Annotated in this window: 16 protein-coding genes and 2 pseudogenes; 6 read left to right on the top strand and 12 right to left on the bottom strand. The window is 65.1% G+C overall.

All coding sequences use genetic code 11. The features are described 5' to 3' along the window. Positions 1-23 precede the first annotated feature (23 nt). The 6 genes from FRAAU_RS04320 to FRAAU_RS04290 all read right to left on the bottom strand — a co-directional run bounded on the left by FRAAU_RS04320 (position 24) and on the right by FRAAU_RS04290 (position 5,841). The gene (locus FRAAU_RS04320) at positions 24-1,088 is read right to left on the bottom strand and encodes a class I SAM-dependent methyltransferase (protein ID WP_014402349.1); all 1,065 of its coding nucleotides are present in this window, start codon (positions 1,086-1,088) and stop codon (positions 24-26) included. A gap of 89 nt (positions 1,089-1,177) precedes the next feature. Beyond that, a complete protein-coding gene (locus FRAAU_RS04315; RefSeq protein ID WP_014402348.1) occupies positions 1,178-2,086 on the bottom strand; it encodes a formate/nitrite transporter family protein in 909 nt (302 codons plus the stop codon). A 240-nt stretch (positions 2,087-2,326) separates the two neighbouring features. Further along, complete coding sequence (locus FRAAU_RS04310; protein ID WP_014402347.1) at positions 2,327-2,584, bottom strand: DksA/TraR family C4-type zinc finger protein; 258 nt, start codon at positions 2,582-2,584, stop codon at positions 2,327-2,329. Between the two features lie 209 nt (positions 2,585-2,793). Further along, complete coding sequence (locus FRAAU_RS04305; RefSeq protein WP_014402345.1) at positions 2,794-4,371, bottom strand: methyl-accepting chemotaxis protein; 1,578 nt, start codon at positions 4,369-4,371, stop codon at positions 2,794-2,796. 293 nt (positions 4,372-4,664) lie between these two features. Next, positions 4,665-4,880, bottom strand: a complete 216-nt coding sequence (locus tag FRAAU_RS04300) for a helix-turn-helix domain-containing protein (RefSeq protein ID WP_169314746.1) — start codon at positions 4,878-4,880, stop codon at positions 4,665-4,667. A 586-nt stretch (positions 4,881-5,466) separates the two neighbouring features. Then, positions 5,467-5,841 carry a hypothetical protein gene (locus FRAAU_RS04290; RefSeq protein WP_041270366.1) on the bottom strand — a complete coding sequence of 125 codons (375 nt, stop codon included), beginning with the start codon at positions 5,839-5,841 and terminating at the stop codon, positions 5,467-5,469. 100 nt (positions 5,842-5,941) lie between these two features. Here FRAAU_RS04290 and grxB point away from each other — a divergent pair, with 100 nt between their 5' ends. Both grxB and FRAAU_RS16320 read left to right on the top strand, forming a co-directional pair. Beyond that, positions 5,942-6,571, top strand: coding sequence for a glutaredoxin 2 (grxB, locus tag FRAAU_RS04285; protein WP_014402343.1), 630 nt, complete (start codon positions 5,942-5,944; stop codon positions 6,569-6,571). A gap of 223 nt (positions 6,572-6,794) precedes the next feature. Then, positions 6,795-7,697, top strand: coding sequence for an alkaline phosphatase family protein (locus tag FRAAU_RS16320; protein WP_052317785.1), 903 nt, complete (start codon positions 6,795-6,797; stop codon positions 7,695-7,697). 137 nt (positions 7,698-7,834) lie between these two features. Here the strand turns inward: FRAAU_RS16320 and FRAAU_RS04275 are convergent, their stop codons facing one another. After that, positions 7,835-8,722, bottom strand: coding sequence for a LysR family transcriptional regulator (locus tag FRAAU_RS04275; protein WP_041270365.1), 888 nt, complete (start codon positions 8,720-8,722; stop codon positions 7,835-7,837). A 97-nt stretch (positions 8,723-8,819) separates the two neighbouring features. Between FRAAU_RS04275 and FRAAU_RS04270 the strand changes: the two genes are divergently transcribed. Further along, positions 8,820-11,258 (top strand): membrane-bound PQQ-dependent dehydrogenase, glucose/quinate/shikimate family, encoded by a 2,439-nt coding sequence (locus tag FRAAU_RS04270; protein WP_014402341.1) that lies wholly within the window; start codon positions 8,820-8,822, stop codon positions 11,256-11,258. 80 nt (positions 11,259-11,338) lie between these two features. Here FRAAU_RS04270 and FRAAU_RS04265 read toward each other — a convergent pair whose 3' ends face one another. Further along, positions 11,339-14,773: an AAA family ATPase gene (locus FRAAU_RS04265; protein WP_014402340.1), complete on the bottom strand. Its 3,435-nt coding sequence runs from the start codon at positions 14,771-14,773 to the stop codon at positions 11,339-11,341. Beyond that, positions 14,770-15,996 carry an exonuclease subunit SbcD gene (gene sbcD / locus FRAAU_RS04260; RefSeq protein ID WP_014402339.1) on the bottom strand — a complete coding sequence of 409 codons (1,227 nt, stop codon included), beginning with the start codon at positions 15,994-15,996 and terminating at the stop codon, positions 14,770-14,772. Before sbcD ends, FRAAU_RS04265 begins: the two co-directional genes overlap by 4 nt. 314 nt (positions 15,997-16,310) lie before the next feature. On the opposite strand from sbcD, the gene FRAAU_RS04255 reads away from it, so the two are divergent. Next, complete coding sequence (locus FRAAU_RS04255) at positions 16,311-16,931, top strand: hypothetical protein (RefSeq protein WP_041270364.1); 621 nt, start codon at positions 16,311-16,313, stop codon at positions 16,929-16,931. A gap of 65 nt (positions 16,932-16,996) precedes the next feature. Then, positions 16,997-17,773 (top strand): class I SAM-dependent methyltransferase, encoded by a 777-nt coding sequence (locus tag FRAAU_RS04250; protein ID WP_014402337.1) that lies wholly within the window; start codon positions 16,997-16,999, stop codon positions 17,771-17,773. Here the strand turns inward: FRAAU_RS04250 and FRAAU_RS17805 are convergent. Both FRAAU_RS17805 and FRAAU_RS17800 read right to left on the bottom strand, forming a co-directional pair. Continuing rightward, positions 17,737-19,203 (bottom strand): annotated as a pseudogene (locus tag FRAAU_RS17805) (DNA translocase FtsK); the annotation flags it as partial. The gene FRAAU_RS04250 and the pseudogene FRAAU_RS17805 overlap by 37 nt on opposite strands. A 1,992-nt stretch (positions 19,204-21,195) precedes the next feature. Then, positions 21,196-21,534, bottom strand: a pseudogene (locus FRAAU_RS17800) (DNA translocase FtsK 4TM domain-containing protein); the annotation flags it as partial. A 207-nt stretch (positions 21,535-21,741) separates the two neighbouring features. Between FRAAU_RS17800 and FRAAU_RS04240 the strand changes: the two are divergent. Beyond that, the gene (locus tag FRAAU_RS04240; protein ID WP_014402335.1) at positions 21,742-22,551 is read left to right on the top strand and encodes a nitroreductase family protein; all 810 of its coding nucleotides are present in this window, start codon (positions 21,742-21,744) and stop codon (positions 22,549-22,551) included. A 52-nt stretch (positions 22,552-22,603) separates the two neighbouring features. On the opposite strand, the gene lolA is transcribed toward FRAAU_RS04240, so the two are convergent. Beyond that, on the bottom strand, positions 22,604-23,260 hold the full coding sequence (lolA, locus tag FRAAU_RS04235; RefSeq protein WP_014402334.1) for an outer membrane lipoprotein periplasmic chaperone LolA: 657 nt from the start codon (positions 23,258-23,260) through the stop codon (positions 22,604-22,606). Positions 23,261-23,275 lie beyond the last annotated feature (15 nt).

Here is a 23,275-nt window from a genome sequence, read left to right as displayed (position 1 = left end):
CACCTGCGCGCGGCACAGAGCTTTCAGCGGGTACGCAAGGCGGTGGCGCGAATGACCTTGAAACCCTGTGCGTCGACCAGGGTTCTGACCTCGTCGAAACGTCGCCGCAGCAGATCCTCGTAGGGCAAATGCCGGTTGGCGACCAGGTACAGCTGACCCGAGGGTACCAGCGCCTCCGCCGCCGCCTGGATAAAGGCCTGCCCCAGCGCCGGCACATCGGCCCGTCCCAGATGAAAAGGCGGGTTGCTGACCACCACCTCGTAGCGCCCGTCCAGGCCCTGACTGACATCGGACCACAACAACCGGATCGGTACCTCGCGACCGGTCTCCGTCGCCGCCTGCCGCAGGTTCAGTTGCGCTGCCGGCAGGGCGCGTGCCTCGGCCTCGTAGAGATCCAGCGATTTCAGCCCCGGGCAGTGCCGCAGCAGATGCGCGGCCAGCAAGCCGTAACCGGCACCCAGATCCGCCATCCGCCCGGCCAGAACCGCCGGCAACTGACTGAGCAGCAGACTGGAGGCGGCATCGACCCGATCCCACGCGAACAGGCCCGGGCGGGTGAAATAGCCCGCCGGCCCCTTTCTGACCTCATCCATGCCGGCCCAGGCCGCACGCAAGCCGGCATCGACCCGAGCCTCGTCCGGCACGGCCCAGGCCACCCGGCATTTGTGCTTGCTCAATTCGCCATCCAGCCTGCACAAGGCTTGCAGATCGGTCATGACGCTGCGTGCGCCCTCATTGTTGGTCGCGGCCACCAGCAAGCGGCCGCCAGGCGCCAGCCAATCCAGCGCCCTGGCCATGGCCGCCCGCGCCTCGTCGCGCTGACGCGGTGCCAGCAGCAGCACCTGAGCCTGACTTCCCGCTTCGGGCTCGACCTCGAGCACCGACCGCCCCTGGGCGATCAGCGCATCGGCATGCGGCTTGAAGGACTGCAGCCACTGCCAGTCCCGGCCGATCTCCAGACCACGGCCTGGCACGCCGCGCCAGACCAGGGTCGGCCCGTTCACCGGCGCCAGCCCACCTCGCGTCAACGCATGGAACAAAGCCTGCTGCGCCGTATCATCCACTGTCAGGGCACGGCTTTCGCTCATGGCCATTCCACCTTGAAACCTGTTCGGAACCGGCTAGTGTACCCGGCCCCGCCGCCGCCCGCCGCAGAAGGCCGTTGTTCGCCGCGGCCCTACCCATGCTCGCTGCGCACCTGGGCGTGACTGATCAGCGCGAAGATGAAACTGCCGCCGACCACGTTGCCGGCCAGGGTCGGCAGGGCGAAATCCAGTGCATAGCCCGCCAGCCCCAGCTGACCGGTCAGCACCAGATACAGCACCTCGCAGGATCCGACCACGATATGGGTGAATCCGCCGATGGCGATCAGATACGTTATCAGCAGGATGATGGGCAGCTTCAGGCGTGGTGCGGCCGCGACCATCCAGATCATCGTCGCGATCAGCCAGCCGGAGAAAATGCCCTTGCCGAACATCTGGCCCGGGGCATTCTTCATCACTTCTTCGCAGATGGCTCCGATCACAGGCCGCAAGCCGGCATCGACCATGCCGGTATGGGCCAGCAGGGCCGCGAAAATGGCCACCCCGACCACGTTGCCGACCAGCACCACCAGCCACAGCCTCAGCAGCTGCCCCAGCACGGCCAGTTTCGGTCTCGACAGCAACGGCAGCACGGCCGTCATCGTGTTTTCGGTAAACAGCTGCTGCCGCCCCAGGATGACGATCACGAAGCCCAGGCAATAGCCGATGTTTTCAATCAGAAAACCACCGGGCACGCCCTCGAGATGACTGCGCAACAGCGCCCTCGCCAGCAGCGAAAAACCCATCGACAAACCGGCCGCCAAAGCCGACCAGGCCAAGGCCACGACCGGGCGGGCCAGCTCCTCCTCGCCCTGCAGCCGCACCGACTCATGCAGCACCAGGGCACGTGGCGGCTGACCGTCCTCGACCTGTTCGCGCTCCTCATCCGTCAACGACTGCTCGGCGACACTGTCGCCATCCGTATCAGGCGATACCGGATCCGATCCGGTGCCGGCATCGCGGCGCAAGATGAAAGCGGGTACTGGATCGCGTTCCACAGGCATGAGGGTCTCCCGAACGGACAGTCCATTCACAGCAGCTCCCGGACCCGATCGCAGGCACCCCGCCATTCGCGACCATCGGATTCCGGCTCGGCCCCATCATCATCTGCTACGACGGGCAGCTCAAGTCCCGGCAGCTCGCAGCGTTCAGGCGGGCTGCGCGAGAGACAAGCGCCAGCCCACGCCGTCGCCGGCCCCGCATGGCGGCGACCGATACGGTTTGGCACGGCCAGCCCGGACCTGTCAGCGCAGCTGCGAGTCCTTGGAACCCCGGCGGTTGTAATGACTGGTCGCCCCCTGGTCATGACGCGCCTGGCAGGCGATGCAGTAGCGCGCACTGGGCATCGCCTTGCGGCGCGCCTGCGGTATCTTCTCGCCGCATTCCTCGCAATGCTCGCTGCCTGCGCCGTCCAGAGCCGCACGTACGCGGTCCACCTCGTTGAGCAGATTGGACAGAATCGTGTCCTGAACCCCGTCAGCGGGGCCAAATCCGGTGGCCATGACAAGCCCTCCCGCGCCAGCCCCGTCAGGAGCGATACTCACCAGATGGTGGCCTTGATGCCGAATCCAAGTGTCTGGCCCGGCACGTGCGGCAAAGCGGCGCCGCCTTCCGGGATGACCGGACAGTCGGTGGCGACCAAGCGGGTCGGCCGGCTCTCGCTCACCCATTCACTGTGAACGGAAGCCCGCACCGGCATCGCGCCCAGGCCTCAGTTGATCTTGAAAAAGGCGACCTGCCGGACCAGATCCAGCGCCTGCTCATGCAAAGCCCGGGCCGCAGCACTGGCTTCTTCGACCAGAGCGGCATTCTGCTGGGTGTTGTCGTCCATCCGCAGCACCGCCTGATTGACCTGACTGATGGATTCGGACTGCTCCTCGGTAGCGGCAGCGACTTCGGCAAAGATGTCGGACATCTGGCCGACGCTGTCGAAAATCAGACTCAGCCCGTCATTGCTGGAGCGGGTCAGAATTTCACAGGAATCCATGTGCGCACTGCCCTCCTCGATCAGTGCACGCACCTGCTTGGCTGCACCTGCGCTGCGCTGGGCCAGCCCGCGTACCTCCGAGGCCACCACCGCGAAGCTGCGGCCTTGCTCGCCGGCGCGGGCCGCCTCCACTGCGGCATTCAGCGCCAGGATATTGGTCTGAAAGGCGATTTCATCCATCATTCCGACGATTTCGGCCATGCGCCGGCTGGAATCGGCCAGTGCCTGAATCGCCTCCATGGCTTCCTTGGACGTCTTGTCACCGCTGGCTGCCAGATCACGACTGGTGCCCATCAGCTGATTGGCATCACGCGTATGCGCCGCATGCTGACGCAGGCTGCTGGTCATTTCCTCGATCGTGGCGGCCGTCTCCTCCAGACTGGCCGCCTGGGACTGGGTGCGCTGGCTGAGATCCTCGTTGCCGCGGCTGATCTGTTCCGAGGCCGCGCTGATCTCGACACTGCTGCCGCGCACCTGCTGCACGATGGCCACCAGCTTGGCATCCATCTCGGCCAGCGAGTGCAGCAGGCTGTTCACCTCATGACGACTGCCTTCGACCAGATCGACCTGATGGCCCAGCTGGCCATGGGCCACGGCATCCGCCAGCTGCTCGGCCACTTGCAGCGGCCGGGCCACGGTGCGGACCAGAATCCAGCGCATGCCGATGGCGACCAGCAACAGCAGCACTGCGGCAATCGCCTGCAGCCGGAACGAGTCATCCGCTTGCTGGTGGGTCCGGAGGATCAATTGCTTGCCGGCCTGCTGGCGACAGGCCAGCACGCGGTCCAGAACCTGCTCGTAGGCGAAGTCATCTTTTGCCACCACCTCGGTCAGCAGCCGGTTGTAGGTGGCGGCATCACCGGCCTTGGCCGCGGCCATCAGCGGCCGTATTCCCTGATCGACATAGCGTGTGAAGGCAGCCGCCAACTCCGCCTGCAGAGCCATCTCGTCGGGCGTTTTGCCGGGTGCCTGCCGGTAACGGGCCAGGGCATCCGTCGCCAGCTTGAATTTGTCGGCCGCTCGCTGCAGCTGCCAATCGGCCTGCTGGCGGTCCTTGGCTTCGATATAGGCCAGCGTAGCCCCCATTTCGGCCCGGACAGTACGCATGTGATTGATCGAATCGACCAGGGCCAGCGTGTCGGCCTGATCAACGATCAACTGGCTGGCGGCATGGTCGCCATGCACGATGGCACGGGCCGCATAACCGGAGGTGAGCAGAAAGCCCAGCTGCAGAATCACCAGACAAAGGGTGATGATGGCGACCACCCGGAATTTCATCACGAAACGTACAAACGAGGGCATGGGGCGCAGACCGTCTACTTCAGCGTTGGATAACCTTGGGTTATCGACATCGGCCAAAGAATCTTAAGCCTCTGTGCTGAAAAGATTTTTCCACCACGACAAGATCACGGAATGACCGTGTCACACGTCACGCCTCCGGCGCCTGGCGCGATCCCTGCACCGATCGGATGCCTACCTGTCCGAACCCGCCATGGCCGCACCGATGGTCGAGACCGGTTCGCCCAAGGGCCAGGGCCGGGCGTTGGCCATGGATCCCGTCTCGGATCCGGCACGTGCCGGGCATCGGAAATATCTCAGGGCTCCGCGGCCAGAACGCGCTCTTCGGCGGGCACATCAATCACCAGCCGCAACCCGAGCTGACTCATCAGCTCAAGCAGATTGCCCAGCTTGGCCGAGGGCCGGCCCTGCTCGATATGCGCCAATGAAACGTGACTGACGCCAATCATCGAGGCAAGGTCTTCCTGGCGCAGGCCATGCCCCTTGCGTTGATCACGGATGATTTTCCCCAACTGTGTTGCAGACTCGATCGGTCGATACATCACACACCCCGGAATCCAGAGAATCTAAAGGTCGCTTTAGATTTCTTTCTTATACACCCAATGTCAATCGCAATCGCATGATTCATTTCGAATTAAGGTGGATTCAACCAATTCGGGCCTGATTTAGAAATAAATGTTTCGCTTCGCCGGTGTGAGGCCACGCTGCTGCCGACCTGCGCCACGCAGCACCCGCCGCACCGGAGATATCCGCCGCCTGCGGCCCCGCCGCGCCACGGGCCGCCGCTGGAATGTCCCCGTCAAATTCACCTGAGCGACCGACCTGCGCGCGGCGGCACTCCGGACCGGACGTACGTCGATGCAGACGAAAAGCTGGCGCCCGGTCCGGACCGTCTCCGGCGTGCGTGATGCCTTGCTTGCCGGCCGGCCGGCCGGCGGCTGGCGGATGCCGGCATCCGGACCGCGATCGCCTGCAGCCATCGTCGCTGCCGGCTCGGGACATGGCCCTGGCACGCAAACTCCACTACATTAAGCCCTGTCTCCCGGCCTGCCGGATCGATCTCCGGTTCCGCGCCTTCGGCTCGCCGGACCGGCCTGGCTACCGTCCGGCGCGTTCCGGAACGTGGCCCAACCATGTCGTGAAGGAGCCCTCATGCAGACCCGAGCCCGTATCGCTCAAGTAGTGGTCTCCCGACATCCTCAGCACTCGCTCTCCGATGCCCGCGGCATCGATGCCATGCTCGACACGGTTGCCGTCGCGCATGATCTGGATGCCCTCGTGACCTTGCCGAAACACGATGGCAGCAAGGCCCTGCCCGGCGGCATCGCCGAAACCCGCGGACGGCGGGCTTTCCGTGCCGCGCCCGACAAGCTCTCGTCTGACGATCTGGTCGCCATCCAGCCTTTCGGGCATGCCGACGACCACGTGCGTCGCCAGAATGGCGAGCTGTCGCTTCGTCACCTGCATGGCCATTTTGCGAGGCTGGTCGAGGGACGCGATCTGGCCGCATCCTCGAGACGGCCCGGCCCCTTCGGTCCGCCTTGTTTTCTTCACCCTGCAACGAGTCCGACACATGAAACTTTACATCTATGATCACTGCCCGTTCTGCGTGAAGGCCCGCATGGGACTGGCCCTGAAGAAACTGCCGTTCGAGCTGGAAATCCTGATGGAAGGCGATGCCGAAACCCCGACCCGGATGGTCGGCAAGAAGATCGCGCCCATCTTGCAGAAGGATGACGGCAGCTACATGCCGGAAAGCATGGACATCGTGCATTACGCCGACCAGCTCAAGGCCCCGCGACTGCTGGACGGCAGCACCGACGAAGCCATCGAGGCATGGGTCAAGTCGGTGTGGCGGATCACCATCCGGCTGGCCGTGCCCCGCTTCGTCGAAGGTGACTTCCCTGAACTGGCCACTACCGAGGCACGCGAGGCCTTTCGTGCCCGCGAAATCCGCGCTTTCGGCGATCTCGATGCCCTCATCGAGCAGTCTCCGGAATGGATCGCCGACATCAATCACCAGCTGCAGGCGCTGGAAGCCCTGCTGGCTGCCCACAAAGGCCTGAATCTGGCGGACTTCAGCCTGTTTCCCGTGCTGCGCTCACTGACCATCGTCGAAGGGGTCAAGTTCGGCCCGCTGGCCCAGGCCTATGCGGAACATTTCAGCGCCAAGACCGGCGTCGCCCTGCTCGATCCGGCCTGAGCTCGCGCCTGCGGCGCTGACCGTCGTCCACCTCCGCAACAGTCCCGGCTGTACGCTCCCAGACCCAGTCGGGACTGACGGCATGTCCGCCTCGAATACGACAGCGTCGTCAAAGCTTCATATCACCGTGCTCTGCTGACAGGCCATCTTCAACCCTTGCGCATCTGCGAGGACAGGCCTCCGTCCTTTTCGACGTCGTCGAGCTCCGACTCCGGCTGCCGCCTTGCTCGACGCCAGCCCTTCAGCGGAATGCCTTCCTGCTCCGTCGCCCCGTGCCCTGCTGCCATATGCAGGCCTTTCGCTGCTGGCCATCACCGCACTGCCGGCCGGGGCCACGGAGTCACCGGAACAAGCCCGGCCTGCCGTCACGCCGATCAAGCATCTGGTGATCATCTTCAGGGAGAACGAATCCTTCGACCATGGTTTCGCCACCTGCCCGCATGTATTTGACCCTCGTGATGAACCGGCCTTTATCGCTGAAGCCGACACTCCCCCTATCAATGGCCCGGACACCGATCTGCTGGAACACAATCGCAATGCTTCGGCAGCTGCCAATGGGCCGAACAAGTCCAACCCGTTCCGGCCGGACCGCTCTCAGGCCCATACCGAAGACCCGACGCACAACCGCAACCCGGAGCAATTGGCCTGCGGCCATGGCGCCGCGGATCTGTTTCCGCGATATAGCGGTCTTTGCTTGTTCACTGGTTCCCGCAAGGCCGACTGCGCAGGCTGTCATGCCAATCAGCCCAGTCCCGGTCATCTGCCGCCTTTGTTGACCGACACCCCATACGAAACCATGCCGGTTCCAAGCAATACTTCCCTGCCGATCAACAAGAATCCGGGCCATGACGATCCGGGCTTATGCGGCCACATCCGCAGAGACATGGCCGCTCAAACCCAGTGCCAAGGCATGTTCCTGACCCCGACACTGCACAACACGGCTCGCCGTGGCGTCTATTTCCAGAATGGGGCGTATCACGATCTGCTTGATGTACTCAGGTTCCGGAACCTGCGCAGCAGCTCCGCGGAGCGGGTCTATCCGCATGACTCGACGGGACACCCAAACAACAACAAAGCCTCCCCGGCGGCATTGAGCCAATATCGATACCACCGATGCGCCGTTTGATCGGAGGCCGGGTCAGCCACCAGCCATGACGGAGCATGATATCGACGATATCATCGCCTTTCTGCGGGCCCTGGATGACGGCTACCGGAGCAACAACACCGTGATCAGGGCCCGTGGCGCGGACCGGTGGCCCGGATTCAGCCGCGAGAGCCCTGTTCGATGGCCCGGGCCAGATTCCCCACGGCGGGGGGGGCACCCTCTTCGTGAATCAGGGCCACCGTGGTCTGCAGTGGCGGCTGCCGCAGAGGCTGGTAATCGATCAGCCCACGATGCAAATCGGCAATCGATTCAGGCACGATGGCCCAGCCAAAGCCGCCGGCCACGAGATTCAGGGCCGAGGCGATATGCGATGAGGACTGGGTCAGCTGCGGCTCGAAGCCGCTGATGCGGCAGGCCTCGACCAGACTGTCATGCAGATCCGGACCGGCGCTGCGGGAAAACAGGATCAGCGGCTGATCGGCCAGCCGCGCCAGGGTATCCCTGGGAGCTGTGGCCTCGCGGCCGTCCGGCAGCGAGGCAATCAGCATCGGCTCGGACAGGATCGGATGCACTTGCAGCCCCTGCAGATCTCCGTAAGGAAGACGGATCACCGCTGCATCCAGACGGCCATTTCGGACCTGCGAAACCAGCTCCGGCGTCCCCGCTTCCGAAGGATCCAGCTCGACCCCCGGCCAGGCATTGCGGTAGTGCCGGATCATCTCGGCCAGCGGCCGCAGAAATACCGTCGAATGACAGAAGCCGACATTGATCGTCCCATGCAGGCCTTGCCCAGCATGACGGGCACGAGTACTGGCTCGATCCACCAGCTCCATCATCTTGTGGATATCGGCCCCGAAAGCTTCGCCGGCCGAAGTCAGTTTCAGACCGCGCGGCAGGCGCTCGAACAAGGCGACACCCAGCAGCTCTTCCAGCTTGCGCAATTGCTGGCTGAAAGGCGGCTGGGCAATACCCAGATCAGCGGCGGCTCGGGTCAGGTTCAAATGTTCCGCAGCCGCCATGAAATAGCGCAAGTACCGCAGAACCATATAATTTTTATGTGGCTTATGCATGAACAATATATTAGACACCCGTGACTATTGGTCGCAACATGCTGCGTTTGAATCAACCGCGAGGTGCGATGACATGAATGCAGCAACATCCCGGCGCAAGCCGGTGATCACCAGTCTGGTCTTTGTCTTGATCGGACTGTTTCTGGTCGGCGGCGGCGGCTGGCTGGCCGGACTGGGCGGCTCCTGGTACTACCTGCTGGCAGGTCTGGGCTTTATCGCATGCGCCACCCTTTTGTGGCGCCGCAAGCTGGCCGCGATCTGGCTTTATGCGGCCTATCTGCTGCTGACTCTGGGCTGGTCCTGGCATGAAGTCGGTGCCGATATCTGGTCGCTTGAACCACGCCTGCTGATGCCGCTGGTACTGGGCCTGTGGCTCATCCTGCCACCGGTTCGCCGCAAGCTGGAAGGCCGCGCCCGGGCAGCGAGCCTCGCCCTGGGTGCCAGCGCTGCCGCAGTGGTGATGGCCGCCGCCATCGCGGCCGCGCATCCCTATGGTGTCAGCGGTCAGGCCGATCTGGCCGCCCGCGCCGATGGCCAGGCTGATCACTCGGTGGCCGACGGCGACTGGAGGTTCTACGGACGCACGGCCCATGGTGATCGCTACAGTCCACTGAGCCAGATCACTCCGGCCAACATCTCGCGACTCAAGCTGGCCTGGCAGACCCGGACCGGCGATACCGCCCAGGCCGGCGAAGCCGTGGTCGCCGGCCCCGATCAGGGACACGAATTCAATCTGGAAGTCACGCCGATCAAAGTCGGCGATACCTTGTACATGTGCACCCCCCACAACTGGGTGATGGCGCTCGACGCCAAGACCGGCAAGGTCAAATGGAAGTACGACCCCAAGCCAAACAAGGACAATCTCGCGGCCAACGTCTATCTGGCCTGCCGTGGCGTGTCGTACTACGAAGCGCCGGCCGGAACCCGGACCAGCTGCCCGCGTCGCATCATCTCGCCAGTGGCAGACGTGCGCATCGTCGCCGTCAATGCCGATGACGGCAAACCTTGCGACGATTTCGGCGACCATGGCTCGGTGTGGCTGACCGACCACATGGGCAATGTGCCACTGGGCTTCCACTTCGTCACTTCGCCGCCGCTGGTGGTCAACAATCGCATCGTGCTGGGCGGATGGGTCTTCGACAACCAGGCCAATTTCGAGCCCTCCGGCGCGGTCCGCGGCTACGATGCCATCACCGGCAAGATGGTCTGGGCCTGGGATGCCGGCCATACCCCGGAGAACTGGCTGCCCGGACCCGGCCAGGAGCTGACCCGCGACACGCCCAATGCATGGGGCGTCTATACGGCCGATCCAAAGCTTGGCATGCTCTATATCCCGACCGGCAATGCTCCGCCCGACAACTGGGGTGGCAGCCGCCGCCCCTTCGACGAAGCCACTTCCAGCGCCACCATTGCCCTGGACATCGAGACCGGCGCCCGTCGCTGGACCTTCCAGACCGTGCACCATGATCTGTGGGACATGGATATTCCGGCCGGCCCGTCCCTGGTCGATCTGCCGGACAGCAGCGGACAGAACGTGCCGGCCCTGGTCCAGAGCACCAAGCGTGGCGAGTTCTTCGTGCTGGACCGCCGCACCGGCAAGCCGGTCCCCGGTTATCCGGTGGAGGAAAAGAAGGTGCCGACTCAGGGTGTCGCCGCCGGTGACTGGGTTTCCCCGACCCAACCCTATGCAGTAGGCCTTCCTTCATTGACGCCGCCCGATCTGAAGGAATCGGATATGTGGGGCGCCACCATGCTGGATCAGCTGAGCTGCCGCATCCAGTACCGTCAGTCGGCCTACGAAGGCCAGTTCACGCCGCCACATGTCGGAAAGGACACCATCGTCTACCCGGCCTTCTATGGCGTGGTCGACTGGCAAGGCGCTACCATCGATCCGGTTCGCAAGCTGCTGATCGCCAATGCCAGCTATCTGCCCTTCCGGATCCGGCTTGAGCACCGCCAGGCCGTTGAAGCCTCCGGGGTACTCCCGAAATGGGATGGCAAGGGCAACAAGCCAGCGGCCAAGGGGGATGCCTTGTCGATCTCCCCGGATTACGGCACGCCTTATGTGGCCTACACCGGCCCCTGGTTGAACCCGTTGCAGATTCCCTGCAAGGGTCCGGTCTGGGGCACGCTGACGGCGATCGATCTTGTCAGCAAGAAGATCGTCTGGCAGCACCCGGTGGGCACGACCCGTGATACGGGCCCGTTCCGTACCCACAACAATCTGCCGCTGAACACCGGCATGTACAACATCGGCGGCAATATCGTCACCAGGAGCGGTCTGATCTTCATGGGTGCCACCGCCGATGACTACCTGCGTGCGTTCTCGCTGAAGGACGGCAAGGAGGTCTGGAAGACCCGCCTGCCCGCCGGCGGCCAGGCGACACCGATGAGCTATGAGGTCGACGGCAAGCAGTACGTGCTGATCGCCGCCGGCGGCCATGGCGGCCTGGGTACCCGTTCGGGTGATTACATCATGGCCTATGCCCTGCCGGACGACAGCGCCAGGTAAGCAGTGCCGCCCGCAGATCCGGGCCCGGTGACCACAAGGTCACCGGGCCTTTTCATGCCTCCCCCATCAAGCGCGGCCGCTTACAACCCGGAACCGTGCAGACTCAGTCGGGAATGGCCGATGCCGCCGCCCTTGTCGATCCGGATTTGGGTCGGAATGCGTTCCTTCAGCGCCTCGACATGGCTGATCACGCCGATCATCTTGCCGCTGGCATGCAAGGCGTCGAGTGCATCCAGGGCGACTTCCAGGGTATCGGCATCCAGGGTTCCGAAGCCCTCGTCCAGAAACAGCGAATCGATCGATGTCTTGTGACTGACCAGATCGGACAAGGCCAGCGCCAACGCCAGACTGACCAGAAAACTCTCGCCGCCCGACAAGGTACGCGTATCGCGGGCCGCATCGCCCTGCCAGCTGTCGATGATTTCCAGCTCCAGCTCACCGCGATCACGCCGCCTGAGCAGATAGCGCGCATGCAGCCGTTCCAGCTGGCGGTTGGCCAGCGCCAGCAGATGGTCCAGGGTCAGGCCCTGGGCAAACTTTCGGTATTTGTCGCCCTTGGCCGAGCCGATCAGGGCATTCAACCGCTCCCACAGATCGGCTTCATGGCGCTGGGTCTCGATCTGCCCCAGCAAGTCCTGCAGCCCGACCCGCCGGCGGCTATCTTCAGCCAGCTGGCCACGCAGCTCGCCGCCTTCGGCATGAGCCTGCTCGCCCTGCTGCCGCAAGGCCTCCAGTCGTTGCCACAAGCTCTCGGCGCTCTGATCGCTCAAAGCCTCTGCCTGCAGGCTTGCCAGCTTGCCACCGGCCGCGGCCAGCACCGCCTCCGCCTGCTGCAAGCCCCGATCCAGCCCCTGCCTGCGTGCCGACAGCTGCTGCCAGACGTCGTCCGGCAGCAGCGCCTGCAGAAAGGCCTGGGTATCGGCATAGGGTGTTCCGGCCAGTGCCGCCCGCCAGCTGGCATCGGCTTCATCGCGCAATTCGGCATGTCGGCGCTGCGATGCCTCCAGCTCCACCTGCCGGCCTTGCAGGGCAGTCAAGTGTTCGGATTGCCTGCCCAGTTCAGCGAGTGCCTGTTCCAGTTCCTGCTGCAGGACCTCCACCGAAAGCCCGCCAGCCTCAGGCAGCGGCATCGCCTCCATGTCCAGCGGCTCTCCCCAGGCAAGCCAGTCACGTTCGGCCTGCTCCAGCGCCAGCTGCTCGCGACGAAGATCCGTTTCCAGCGTCTGCAGCTGCTCCCGGACCTGCTGCCACTGCACGGCTTCAGTCCGCCGTTCGGCCAGCCAGGCCGAGGCGTCCTCAGGCAAGACCTCGATAGGCCAGCCCGCCGCACAGATGGAGGCATGCAACTGGCGTGTCAGCTGCTCCAGCTCCTGGCGTTCCTGGGCAAAGCGCTGGCGCAGATCCTCCAGTTGCTCACGACTACGCTGTTCGGCTTCCTCATGGCGGCCCAGCTCCAGCAGCTCCAGGGCCCTGGCCTGCTCCGACTGCCGTGATTGCAGCGCCTCGATCTCTGCCCGCAACCGCCCCAACGCGTCCAGGCGCTGCTGCAACCCCGCTTGCTCGACCTGCCCGGCCTTCACGCCGGCCTCCAGCACCGCGGGGACAGCTCCATCCGGCGCACCCAGCCCCAGCTCGGCGCTGACGGGCCTCCACTCTTCCAGCCAGGCTTGCAGTCGACGTTCCAGCTCGGCCTTCTGCTGCTGCAACTGCCCGATGCGCAGGTGCCATTCGGTGAGCTGCCGATCCTGCTGGCGCATCTGCTGCTCCAGTTCGGTGGCCTCCACCTGCAGCCTGACCAGCTGCGCCTGGGTCGCACTCTCATCCAGCCATGGCTGCGCCTCGGCCCAGGGATGTTCCAGCGCTCCGCACAACGGACAAGGCGCTCCGGCCTGCAATTGTGCACGCTGCGCTTCCAGGCTGGCGATGCGTTCGGCCTGTTTCAGCAAGGTCTCCTGATCGCTGATACGCTGGCGCAAGGTGTCCAGTTCCATCTGCTGGCGCAGCTGGCGGGGCTGCAGCCCCGCCAGCCCGGTTTCGGCCTGCTCCAGCTGCGCCTGCGTGCTCTGCTGTTGCTGATCCAGCTCGGTCCGTTCCCTGGCCAGTCGTTGCAGCAATTGCCAGCGCAACAGCCGCTGACTGCTGTTCTGCCAGCTGGCGGCCAGTTCCTCCGGCGTGGCTCCCGCCAGCGTCGACTTGCGTTGCCGCTGGCACTCATCCAGTTGCTGCTGCAGCGGTCCGCTCTGGGCCTGCAAGCTGTCCCGCTGCTGTTGCTGCAGCTTCAGCCGCTCACCACGAACGGTCAGCTCGGCCTGGGCCGCCTCGCCCTGCTGACGCAGTGCCGCCAGCATCCGACGCTGTCGCTGCAGCTGCTCGAACTGCGGTTGCCAGCCGGCGATATGCTCCCTGAGTTCGGCACGGACCGCATGTGCCTCGCACCATTGCCGCAATTCGCCCTGCCGCAGCTGCAATGCCTGCACATCGCGCTGGCGTGCCGCCAGCAGCTTACCGCTTTGCCGGCAAGCCTGCCCCCGCGCCTGCTGCCGGCCCTGCTCAGCCTCCGCCAGTGCCTGGCGCAGACGCTGCGCCGCCTGCTCGATCCCGACCTGCTCGCGCACGACCTGCTGCCAGGCCCGGTATTCGCCGCCCAACGCCTGGGCCGGTGCCGCCTGGGCCAGACGCGCCATGTCTTCGGCAGCGGCATCCAGATCATGCCGGGCCTGGTCCAGCGCTGCCTCGGCCACGGTCACATCGCTGGCGGCCGCGGCTTCCGCCAGCCGCCAGCGATGCTGTGCCTGCAGCGGCTCACGCTGGCGCCCGATGTCCTCAAGCTGCTTGGCCAGGGCCGCGAGGCGCTGCCGGCGCTCGGCCAGCGCCGTCTCGTCCAGCAGCTCGACACCACCGGCATGGGCTTGCAGCCGGGATACATCCTCGGCAGCCTGATGCGCGCGCTCATAGACCTGTTTTGAGATCAGGCCGTAGATCTCGGTGCCGGTCAGTTCTTCCAGCAGTTCGGCCCGCTCATTGGCGCTGGCATTGAGAAAGGCCGCAAACCCGCCCTGGGCCAGCAGCATGGAGCGGGTGAAGCGGGCAAAGTCCAGACCGCTGATGCTCTGGACCTGCTCGAGTTTGTCCTTGATCTGCGAGCTGAGAATGGTCTCGCCCCGCGCCAGTTCCACCACGGGCGCCTGCAAGGCGCCATCGATCTTGTTGCGGGCGCGTCGCTGACTCCAGAAGGCACGGTAGCGCTCGCCTCTGACCTCGAATTCCACCTCGGCAAGACAGTCGGCGGTATGCCGGGTCATGATCTCGTTGTCGGTTTTCGACACCGTGTTGAGCCTAGGCGTCTGGTGATAAAGCGCCAGACAGATCGCATCCAGCAAGGTGGACTTGCCGGCACCGGTGGGGCCGGTGATCGCGAACAGGCCCTGATCGGCAAAAGGCGGCTGGGTGAAATCGATACGCCACTCGCCTTTCAGGGCATTGAGGTTTTTCAGACGCAGACCGAGTATCTTCATGCGGCACCCTCCACCTCGGCCGCGATCCGTCGATAGCGCGCTTCCAGTTCGGCGCGCAGATCCGGCTGCAGTTCCTCGCCATCCAGTCGACGGGCAAAGACCTCGGCATGACCCAGCGCATCCAGGGTCTCGCCCAGTTCACCGGCCATCACGCTGGCCGCCTGTCCGCGCTGGCGGCGAATCCGCAGGATCTCCAGCGGCAGGCCTTCAGCCATGGCCTGGATCCGCGCCGGCAGATCGGCCAGATAATCGTCCCTGGCCACGCTGATTTCCAGCCAGACCGGCCGTGCCTCGCTACCCTCGGCAGCAGCCTCGGCCAGCTGGGCGGGCAGGCCTGCAAGATCGCCGCTCAGACTGCGCAGCACCTGGAAGCGCGGCACCTCGAGTGCCGTCACCGACTGCAGGCCTTGCGCATCCAGATCCACGCGCAGCATCTGCTTGGTCTGCCCTGCCTCATCGAAACTCAGCGGCAGAGGCGAACCGCAATAGCGGACCTGTTCCAGCCCGCCGACCTTCTGCGGCCGATGGATATGCCCCAAGGCGATATAGTCCAGCGGCGGAAAGGCCGCCGTCGGAAAGGCTTCCAGCGAGCCCACGTAGATCTCGCGCACCGACTCGGTGGCGCTGGCCCCGACCGTGGTCAGATGACCGCTGCCAATGATGGGAAGACGCTGGCCGGTATCGACCTCGATCGCATCGCGTCTGGCAACAGCAGCCTTGTAAACCTCCATATAATAGGCCTGGATCGCCTGCTGCAGTCCACGACGCTTGTCTTCGGCGCTCTGCCCGGCCTCGCTGACCATCACCTCGCGGGGACGGACAAAGGGGATCGCACACAACAGACAGCCCGGCCGGCCTTCACGGTCGTTCAGCAGCAGCACCTGCTCCTCAGCCGGGCCGCTGGCGGCGATCACCGTCGCCCCCAGCGGCTGCAGCAGACCGGCGCTCTCCTGCAAAGTGGCCACCGAATCATGATTGCCGGCCAGCAGAATCAAGGGCACGCCCAAGGCGTGCATACCCAGCACCAACCGGCTGTACTGCTCGCGTGCATAACTGGGCGGAGTACCGGTATCGAAAATGTCACCGGCGACCAGCACCGCATCGATGCCCTGCGCCTGGACTTGGCCCAGCATCCAGTCGATCAGCGCCTGATGCTCGGCCTGCCGGCTCTTGCCCATGAAATGCTGGCCCAGATGCCAGTCCGAAGTATGCAGAATCCGCATCGCCGCCGGTCGTGTCCAAAAGCATGATTGTAATCCAGGCCTGCGTACCCACCAGACCAGGGAACTTGGATTGACCGCCAGGGTCCGATGTTCGAAAACAGGCCTCGTCAGGCGCGAAACCGGCAAGCCGGATGCTCAGCGCTGAAGCAGCGGTCAATCCCAGCGTTTCCACTGATCCCGCCGGAGCATGCATGGTCCCCCGTTGGTCACCACGTTGTTTTCTGCCGCTCGCCGCCGCACTGGTTATCCCATGTCCGGAAGCGGCTGCAACTGCCGCCGCCACGACGACGCTGTCGCCAGTAACGATACAGGCCATGACCGGAAACCCGATCGCAAGCTATGATCGTCTGCAGGAGGGGCGGCGCAGCTTCGAGAGGCATCACGCGCTGGCACCTTCGGCGCAGCTCCGCTTTGTGACGGACGACTCGGTGCATGACACGGCACCTGACCTGCGACTGCAGTTTCTCAGCGACCAGCAACAGCTGGATATACCCCTGGATCACCACAAATCCTTTGAGTTGGCTCCGCCCATCCCCGCACTGCGGCATGCCCGCTTGCTGGCCAATCGTCCACCAGACACGCTGCAGATCCATCCCCTGGTGCGCAATGCAGCCGATGATCCCCTGGACACCCGGCTTGGCAACCTGCGGCTGGAGTGCGAAGTTTCCTGGAGCATCGGCAAGTCCTCGGCCCCGCTGTGGATGCACGCCGCCTTCGCCATGGCCGGGGGCGTGTGTCATTCCTCCCGTATTCAGGTGGACCTGTATTCGCCGCGCGCCATCCTGTCGGTGACGCTCAGCGAGCATGGGCGCAGCGCCACCTTCAAGGCCGGACGCAATCGGCATGACTATCAGCTCCCGCTCTACGACAAGCACTGGAGTGATCAGGCCCTGGTGCATTTTCAGCCGATACCGACCGTCACGCCATCACCCTGACAGCTGTCACTTCCGGCCATCCCGGGAGCCCGTCAGACTGCAGGCAGGCGTAAAGGAATCATTTGATGCTCCGCTCCCTGTTCCCTGATGGTCTGGATGCACCCGGCGTGGTACGCAACCTGCTGCTGGCGGCCGCCATGTGCGGACTGCTGGCCCTGCTGGACCCATGGCCGGCGATGCCTGTCCATATCCATGGCATGGTCTGGCCGACCTGCAGCTTCAGCCTGGGTGCGTTGTGGATGATCCACTACAGCGCGCGCGGCAAGCGGCGACTGGCCCGGCACTGGCTGGACCTGCTGGACTGGCGCGGCGACGAGACGGTGCTCGATGCAGGCTGCGGGCAAGGCCTGCTGAGTCGAGAGGCCGCTCGTCGCGTGCCACAGGGCCGCGTGACGGGTGTCGATATCTGGTCAGCGGAGGATCTCAGCAGCAATACGCCAGAGCGGCTGCAGCTGTGCGCACAGGCTGAAGGATGGGCCGACCTGATGGCTATCCATACGGCCGACATGCGTCACCTGCCCTTCGCCGACGGCTGTTTCAGCCGTGTCGTATCGTCGGCGGCCATCCACAACCTGCCGCGGACCGAAGACCGCCGGCAGGCACTGGATGAAATCGTGCGCGTGCTGGCCGCGGACGGCCAGATCATGATCCATGACATTCGCCACCTCGGCTTCTACGCGAGGCAGCTGCGCCGGCACGGCCTGATGACACGGACGCTGCGTACGCCGCAGGATCTGGTCTGGACCGTGATCAGCCTCGGCCTGCTGCGGCCGGGAACCCTGGTGGCATGGCGTGGAACACGACCTCAGTCATCCCGCACCGGGGCCAGCACCTCGCGTTGACCGTTGGGGCCCATCGACGAGACCAGGCCGGCGGCTTCCATCGCCTCGACCAGTCGCGCGGCACGGTTGTAGCCGATGCGGAACTGGCGCTGGACAAAGGAGATCGAGGCACGCCGGGTCTTGAGCACGAATTCGGCGGCCTCGTCGTACAGCGGATCGGCCTCGGCATTGGCGGCATCGGCCGCTCCATCCGCCGGCGCTTCGCTGACTTCCTCGGCCAGGATGTCGTCGATATAGTCCGGTTCGCCGAACTGCTTGAGAAAGGCCACCACGCGCAGCACTTCCTCGTCGGCGACAAAAGCCCCATGTACACGATTGGGATAGCCGGTTCCCGGCGGCATGAACAACATGTCGCCCTGCCCCAGCAGGCTTTCGGCCCCCATCTGGTCGAGAATGGTGCGCGAGTCGATCTTGGATGACACCTGGAAGGCCACCCGGGTCGGAATATTGGCCTTGATCAGACCGGTGATCACATCCACCGAGGGTCGCTGGGTGGCCAGGATCAGATGGATGCCGGCAGCACGGGCCTTCTGGGCCAAGCGGGCGATCAGCTCTTCGATCTTCTTGCCGGCCACCATCATCAGATCGGCCAGCTCGTCGATCACCACCACGATCATGGGCAGGGTATCGAGATACTCCGGCACCTCGGGATGGGCGGGATAAGGGTTCCACAGGGGTTTGCCGGCCTCGCGGGCCTCGCGCACCTTATGGTTGAAGCCGGCCAGATTGCGTACCCGCAGCTCGGACATCAGCCGATAGCGGTTTTCCATCTCGCCCACACACCAGGCCAAGGCATTGGCGGCCAGCTTCATATCGGTGACCACCGGCGCCAGCAGATGCGGAATGCCCTCGTACACCGAAAGCTCCAGCATCTTCGGGTCGATCATGATCAGCCGCACCTGCTCCGGCGTGGCCTTGTACAGCATCGACAGGATCATGGCATTGACCGCCACCGACTTGCCCGAGCCGGTGGTGCCGGCCACCAGCATATGCGGGGCCTTGGCCAGGTCGGCCACCACCGGCTCGCCGGTGATGCCCTTGCCCATGGCCAGGGTCAGCAGCGAATCGGAATCACGGTATTCGGCCGAATCCAGAATCTCGCGCAAGGCAATCATCTGGCGCTGCTCATTGGGCAGCTCCAGCCCCATGCAGGTCTTGCCGGGAATGGTTTCCACCACCCGGATCGAGGTCCGCCCCAGACCACGGGCCAGATCCTTCATCAAGGCCACCACCTGGTTGCCGCGCACGCCGACGGCCGGCTCCACCTCGAAACGGGTGATCACCGGGCCGGCGCCGGCGCCGACCACGCTGACCGGCACCTTGAATTCGCGCAGGCGCTGCTCGATCAAGGCACCGGTTTCGGTCAGTTGCTCCTCGTCCACCGCCAGAGTCTCGGCCGGCGGTTCGGACAGCAGATCCAGCGGCGGCAACGGCGCGGTCGCCTTTCGGATGGGCGGATGGGGCAGCAAGAGAGCCTGGCTGCCCGGCTCGGCGTCCAGCGTCGGACCGCTGTCATGCTGGTGAAGCTGATCGTGATCCACGATCACGGAGTCCGCTTCGTGACGGGGCCCGACGGGCTCGGCAACCGCCTCATGGAGCGGACTCGCTGCTTCGGTGGAAGCGGTACTGACCGGCATCGCGACCGACTCGGCGGCCAGCTGCAGTGCCGAGGCAGGCATTACGCCGTCCTGCGCCAGCAATGACGATGCCGCCGCAGTCACCAGACTTGCCGAGCCGGCAGCGTCGATCTGTGCCGGCACGGCCACCGTCGCCACAGTGACGGATGACAATATCTCCGATTCCACGGGGAACGAGGCCATGGCCGGCGGCAAATCCATGGTCGCGGCCGCATCCGGTGCCGGCGGCATGGCACTCACCAAAGACTTGTCCATCGGCGGCTCAACCACGGCATCGGCGGGCATGGAGCGGCTGATGTCTGCCGCAACGGGAGTCGACCCGCCGATCACGAAAGGCGGCTCAATGGCCCCCATCGGTGCCGCCACTGTCGGCGGCGGCGTGGTCGCCTTGCCCTCTGGGTAGGGTGAAGCCGCCGCCGAAAGCCCTGGGACGGGTATCGCCACCGAGGGTGCTGCCGAGGGCGGGACCAGAGCATCGACGGTGATCCCCGCCATGGATGCCGCCTCCGTCTCACGGACCATGCCGGGCCCCGTCACCGGCGTGATTCCGGCGCTGGAGGCAGCAGAGGCGATCGAGCTCCCGACGGCAACGTCCGTATCCGAAGACGTGTCGGCGACCGGCGGCACCTCGCTGGAGACGGGTGCTGCCACACCGAGGTTTTCACCAGCGCGCTGTGCGATGGTGGCTTCAATGGTTGGCAATGGCCGCACCGGAGTCGCGGCCACAGGGGGCTCACTGACAGGCAACGCAGCCGTATCCAAGGGAACTGCTTCGGCAGACGAAACCGGCTCTGGCGGGGCAGCGGCGCCGGCAGGCGCCTCCGCCGCTCTGGTCGCGCTCTGCAAGATCCCGGCAGGCTCGGCAGATGCCGTCCTGACCACCCCGGATGCCAGCGTCGTCACGGCTGCCGGGCCTGCAACAGCCTCCGCCATAGCCGGAGTCGGCGCAGGGATGCCCTCCTCTGCCGAGGGTGCGGACCTTGCAACTGACTGATCCAGGCTCTGCGACTGGAAGCGTTGCAAGGCCTCTTCGTAGATCCGCTCGCTGGCGCCCGCCGCGGCAGGCGCGACCGGCGCACGACCTGTCGCCAGCGAAGCTGGATCCTGACCTGACGAGGACTTCGCCACGCGGCTGCGCTGGGTGGAGGCATGTCGGGGCTGCAAGGCCGTGCGTTCCGGCAGCGGCTTGTCCAGCCAGGCGGCAATCGGATCGGGCGCGCGTCCGCGGGCACGGAAGACCTCATCGGCCGGCCGCACCTCGGTGGGAATCTGGGGCATGCGACGGCGACCCTTTTCGCCACGCGAGGGGCGTTCGGCCAGCGACACTGCCTCGGCAGCAGGAGCCGCCTTGGCCGGCGACTCCTTGCGCGCCGGCACCGTGGACAGGGTGTCGCCCGGCCAGGAGACGTCGTCGCCGCCTCGCGACGGTCTGGGCGCCATATCCCGCCTGGGCGTCAGCCAAGGCTGGCTGATCATCGGCTCGGCCGACTGTACCTGAGGCCTGGGCGTCAGGTCCGGCGCGGCCATCTCCGCGCTGGCACGCACGCCAGCGACAGGCGCCGCTTTCGATGGCTTGGCCGGCAGCTTGCCCTTGCGGCCACGCTGCCGGGCCCGTGCGTCCTTGTCCTGCCGGCGCTGGCTGGCGCGCTTGCGCACAGTGCGGCGCGCGCCACGCCCCATGCCCGGTACCCGGTCCATGAGGTCGACAACGCCCCGCCGGATCGCCTCACCGGCGGCAAGCACCCAGTCCAGCGGATTCTGCCCTGCCAGCCGGCGCATATCCTGCCAGGAAAAACCCAGATACGAAGGCAGGGCCACCAGCAGGATCGCCAGCATCAGCACCATGCTGATACCCGCGCCCAGATGCTGGCTCAAGCCTTGTCCCAGCCAGCGGGTCACCGCGGCACCGGAGGCCGGATCCCGGGTAACGCTCCATACCAGCAAGCCTTCCAGTGCCGTGCTGGACAGCAGCACCGCCAGGGCACCGCTCCAGAATCTGGCCGGCCCATGCGGTGCGGTCAGTTGTTCGACATCACGATGCAACAAGGACTTGAGCAGCCGCCACAGCAAGGGCAGAAACCACAGAGTGGACAACCCGAAGGCGCCGAAGACGTAAATGAGCATGCGGGAATTCGGAAGGTTCAACGCTTGAAAAACACCATGTTAGCGCCGAAGCCACATGGCCGTCATCCAAACGTCGGCCAACTGGCTGCGAACACGACAAAAATCCACCGGATTCCTTGCCTTGGACCTTATCCGCCGCGGCCACGGCTGCTGCTGCGGCTGCCTGCCTGTTAGCATCGAGTCCCTCCCCACCAAGGACCTGTGCCTATGAATTCCGCTGCTGAGGCCTGGCTGCATCGCTACGGCACCACCGCCCCGCTCGACATCACGCCGACGCTGGCCGGTTTGTTGCAGCATCGGTCGGTACGCCAGTATCTGGACCGCCCCGTCAGCGACGACAGCCTGTTGCGCGCAGTGGCCGCCGCCCAGTCCGCGTCCACCTCGTCCAATCTGCAACTGTGGAGCGTGGTTGCCGTCCGCGATCCGGAGCGCAAGCTGGAACTGGCACGGCTCGCCGGTCATCAGCGCCACGTTCGTGACGCGCCCCTGTTGCTGATGTGGGTTGCCGACCTGTCCCGGCTGAAACGGATAGGCGAAGCGCTGCAGCAGCCCACCGAAGGGCGGGAATATCTGGAAGGCTTTGTGCTGGCCAGCATCGACGCCGCGCTGGCCGCCCAGAATGCGGCCGTATCGCTGGAAAGCGAAGGCCTGGGGCTGGTCTATATCGGCGGCATGCGCAATCAGCCGGAAGCCGTCGCCCGGGTCCTGGACCTGCCGCCGGGCGCAGCAGTGGTTTTCGGCATGTGCGTCGGTCATCCCGATCCGGAGGCGGCCGCCGAGATCAAGCCCCGGCTGTCGCCCCCGGTGGTGCTGCACCACGAGACCTATGCGATCGCGGACGAGGCGGCCGGCATCGCCGAATACGAACAACGAGCGACCGCGTTCCAGCAGGCCCAGGGCCGCGAAACGCCGCCCTGGTCGCAGCAGGCGGTGGCACGGATGGCCGACGGCGCCGCCCTCACCGGCCGTGACCGGCTGCGCGAAGCACTGGCCGCCATGGATTTTCCGCTGCGCTGAGATCGACTTGCGTCCAGCCTCCGGGCCGTTGCGGCCCGGAGGCTGGACGGACTTATTCCTGCAGCGGCCTGACCTGGATATCCGGAACATCACCGACGACATCCGCGCCCTTGGGTACGACGAACTTGAAGCTGTCGGGCTTCAGCTTGGGATTGCGCTGCCAGTGGCTGAAATGGATGTCGGTCACAGCGCCCAGCTGGTCGCGAAAGCTCATCTGCTGCAGCACGCCGCCACTGAAGCCCAGATCGACATGGTCGAAGGCCGAATTGGCGGCGGTCGAGGTGAGGCGCAGCCAGGCCAGTCCACCCTTGCTGCCTTGCTCGCTGACATGGAACTCATGATCCAGCTGGCGCAGATCGGTCAGCACTGTCAGCGGGCTGTGGGCTTCGGCACTGTCCTGGCGCTTGACCGTGACCTGCTGCAGCTCGGGATCGTACAGCCAGACCCGGCTGCCATCGGCAACGATGTTCTGCTGGTAAGGTCCCAGGGTATCCCAACGGAACTGGCGCGGCGCTTCCAGCGCCAGCGTGCCGTGGCTGGGCTGCGGCGGCTGGCCATTGCCGCTGTCCAGAGTCTGGTCGAAACGGGCCGTCAGCGCATGCAGGTCATGACCGAAGGTGTCCAGCTGAGCGCGTGCACTCTGGTTTTGGGCCAGCGCCGGAAGCGGCAGCAGAATCAGGGCGTAGAAGAAGGCCGGCAGTCGTCGCATGCGTGCAATACTCTT

Source organism: Frateuria aurantia DSM 6220, from assembly GCF_000242255.2.
GTDB lineage: Bacteria > Pseudomonadota > Gammaproteobacteria > Xanthomonadales > Rhodanobacteraceae > Frateuria > Frateuria aurantia.
This window is presented reverse-complemented; position numbering and strand designations above follow the sequence as displayed.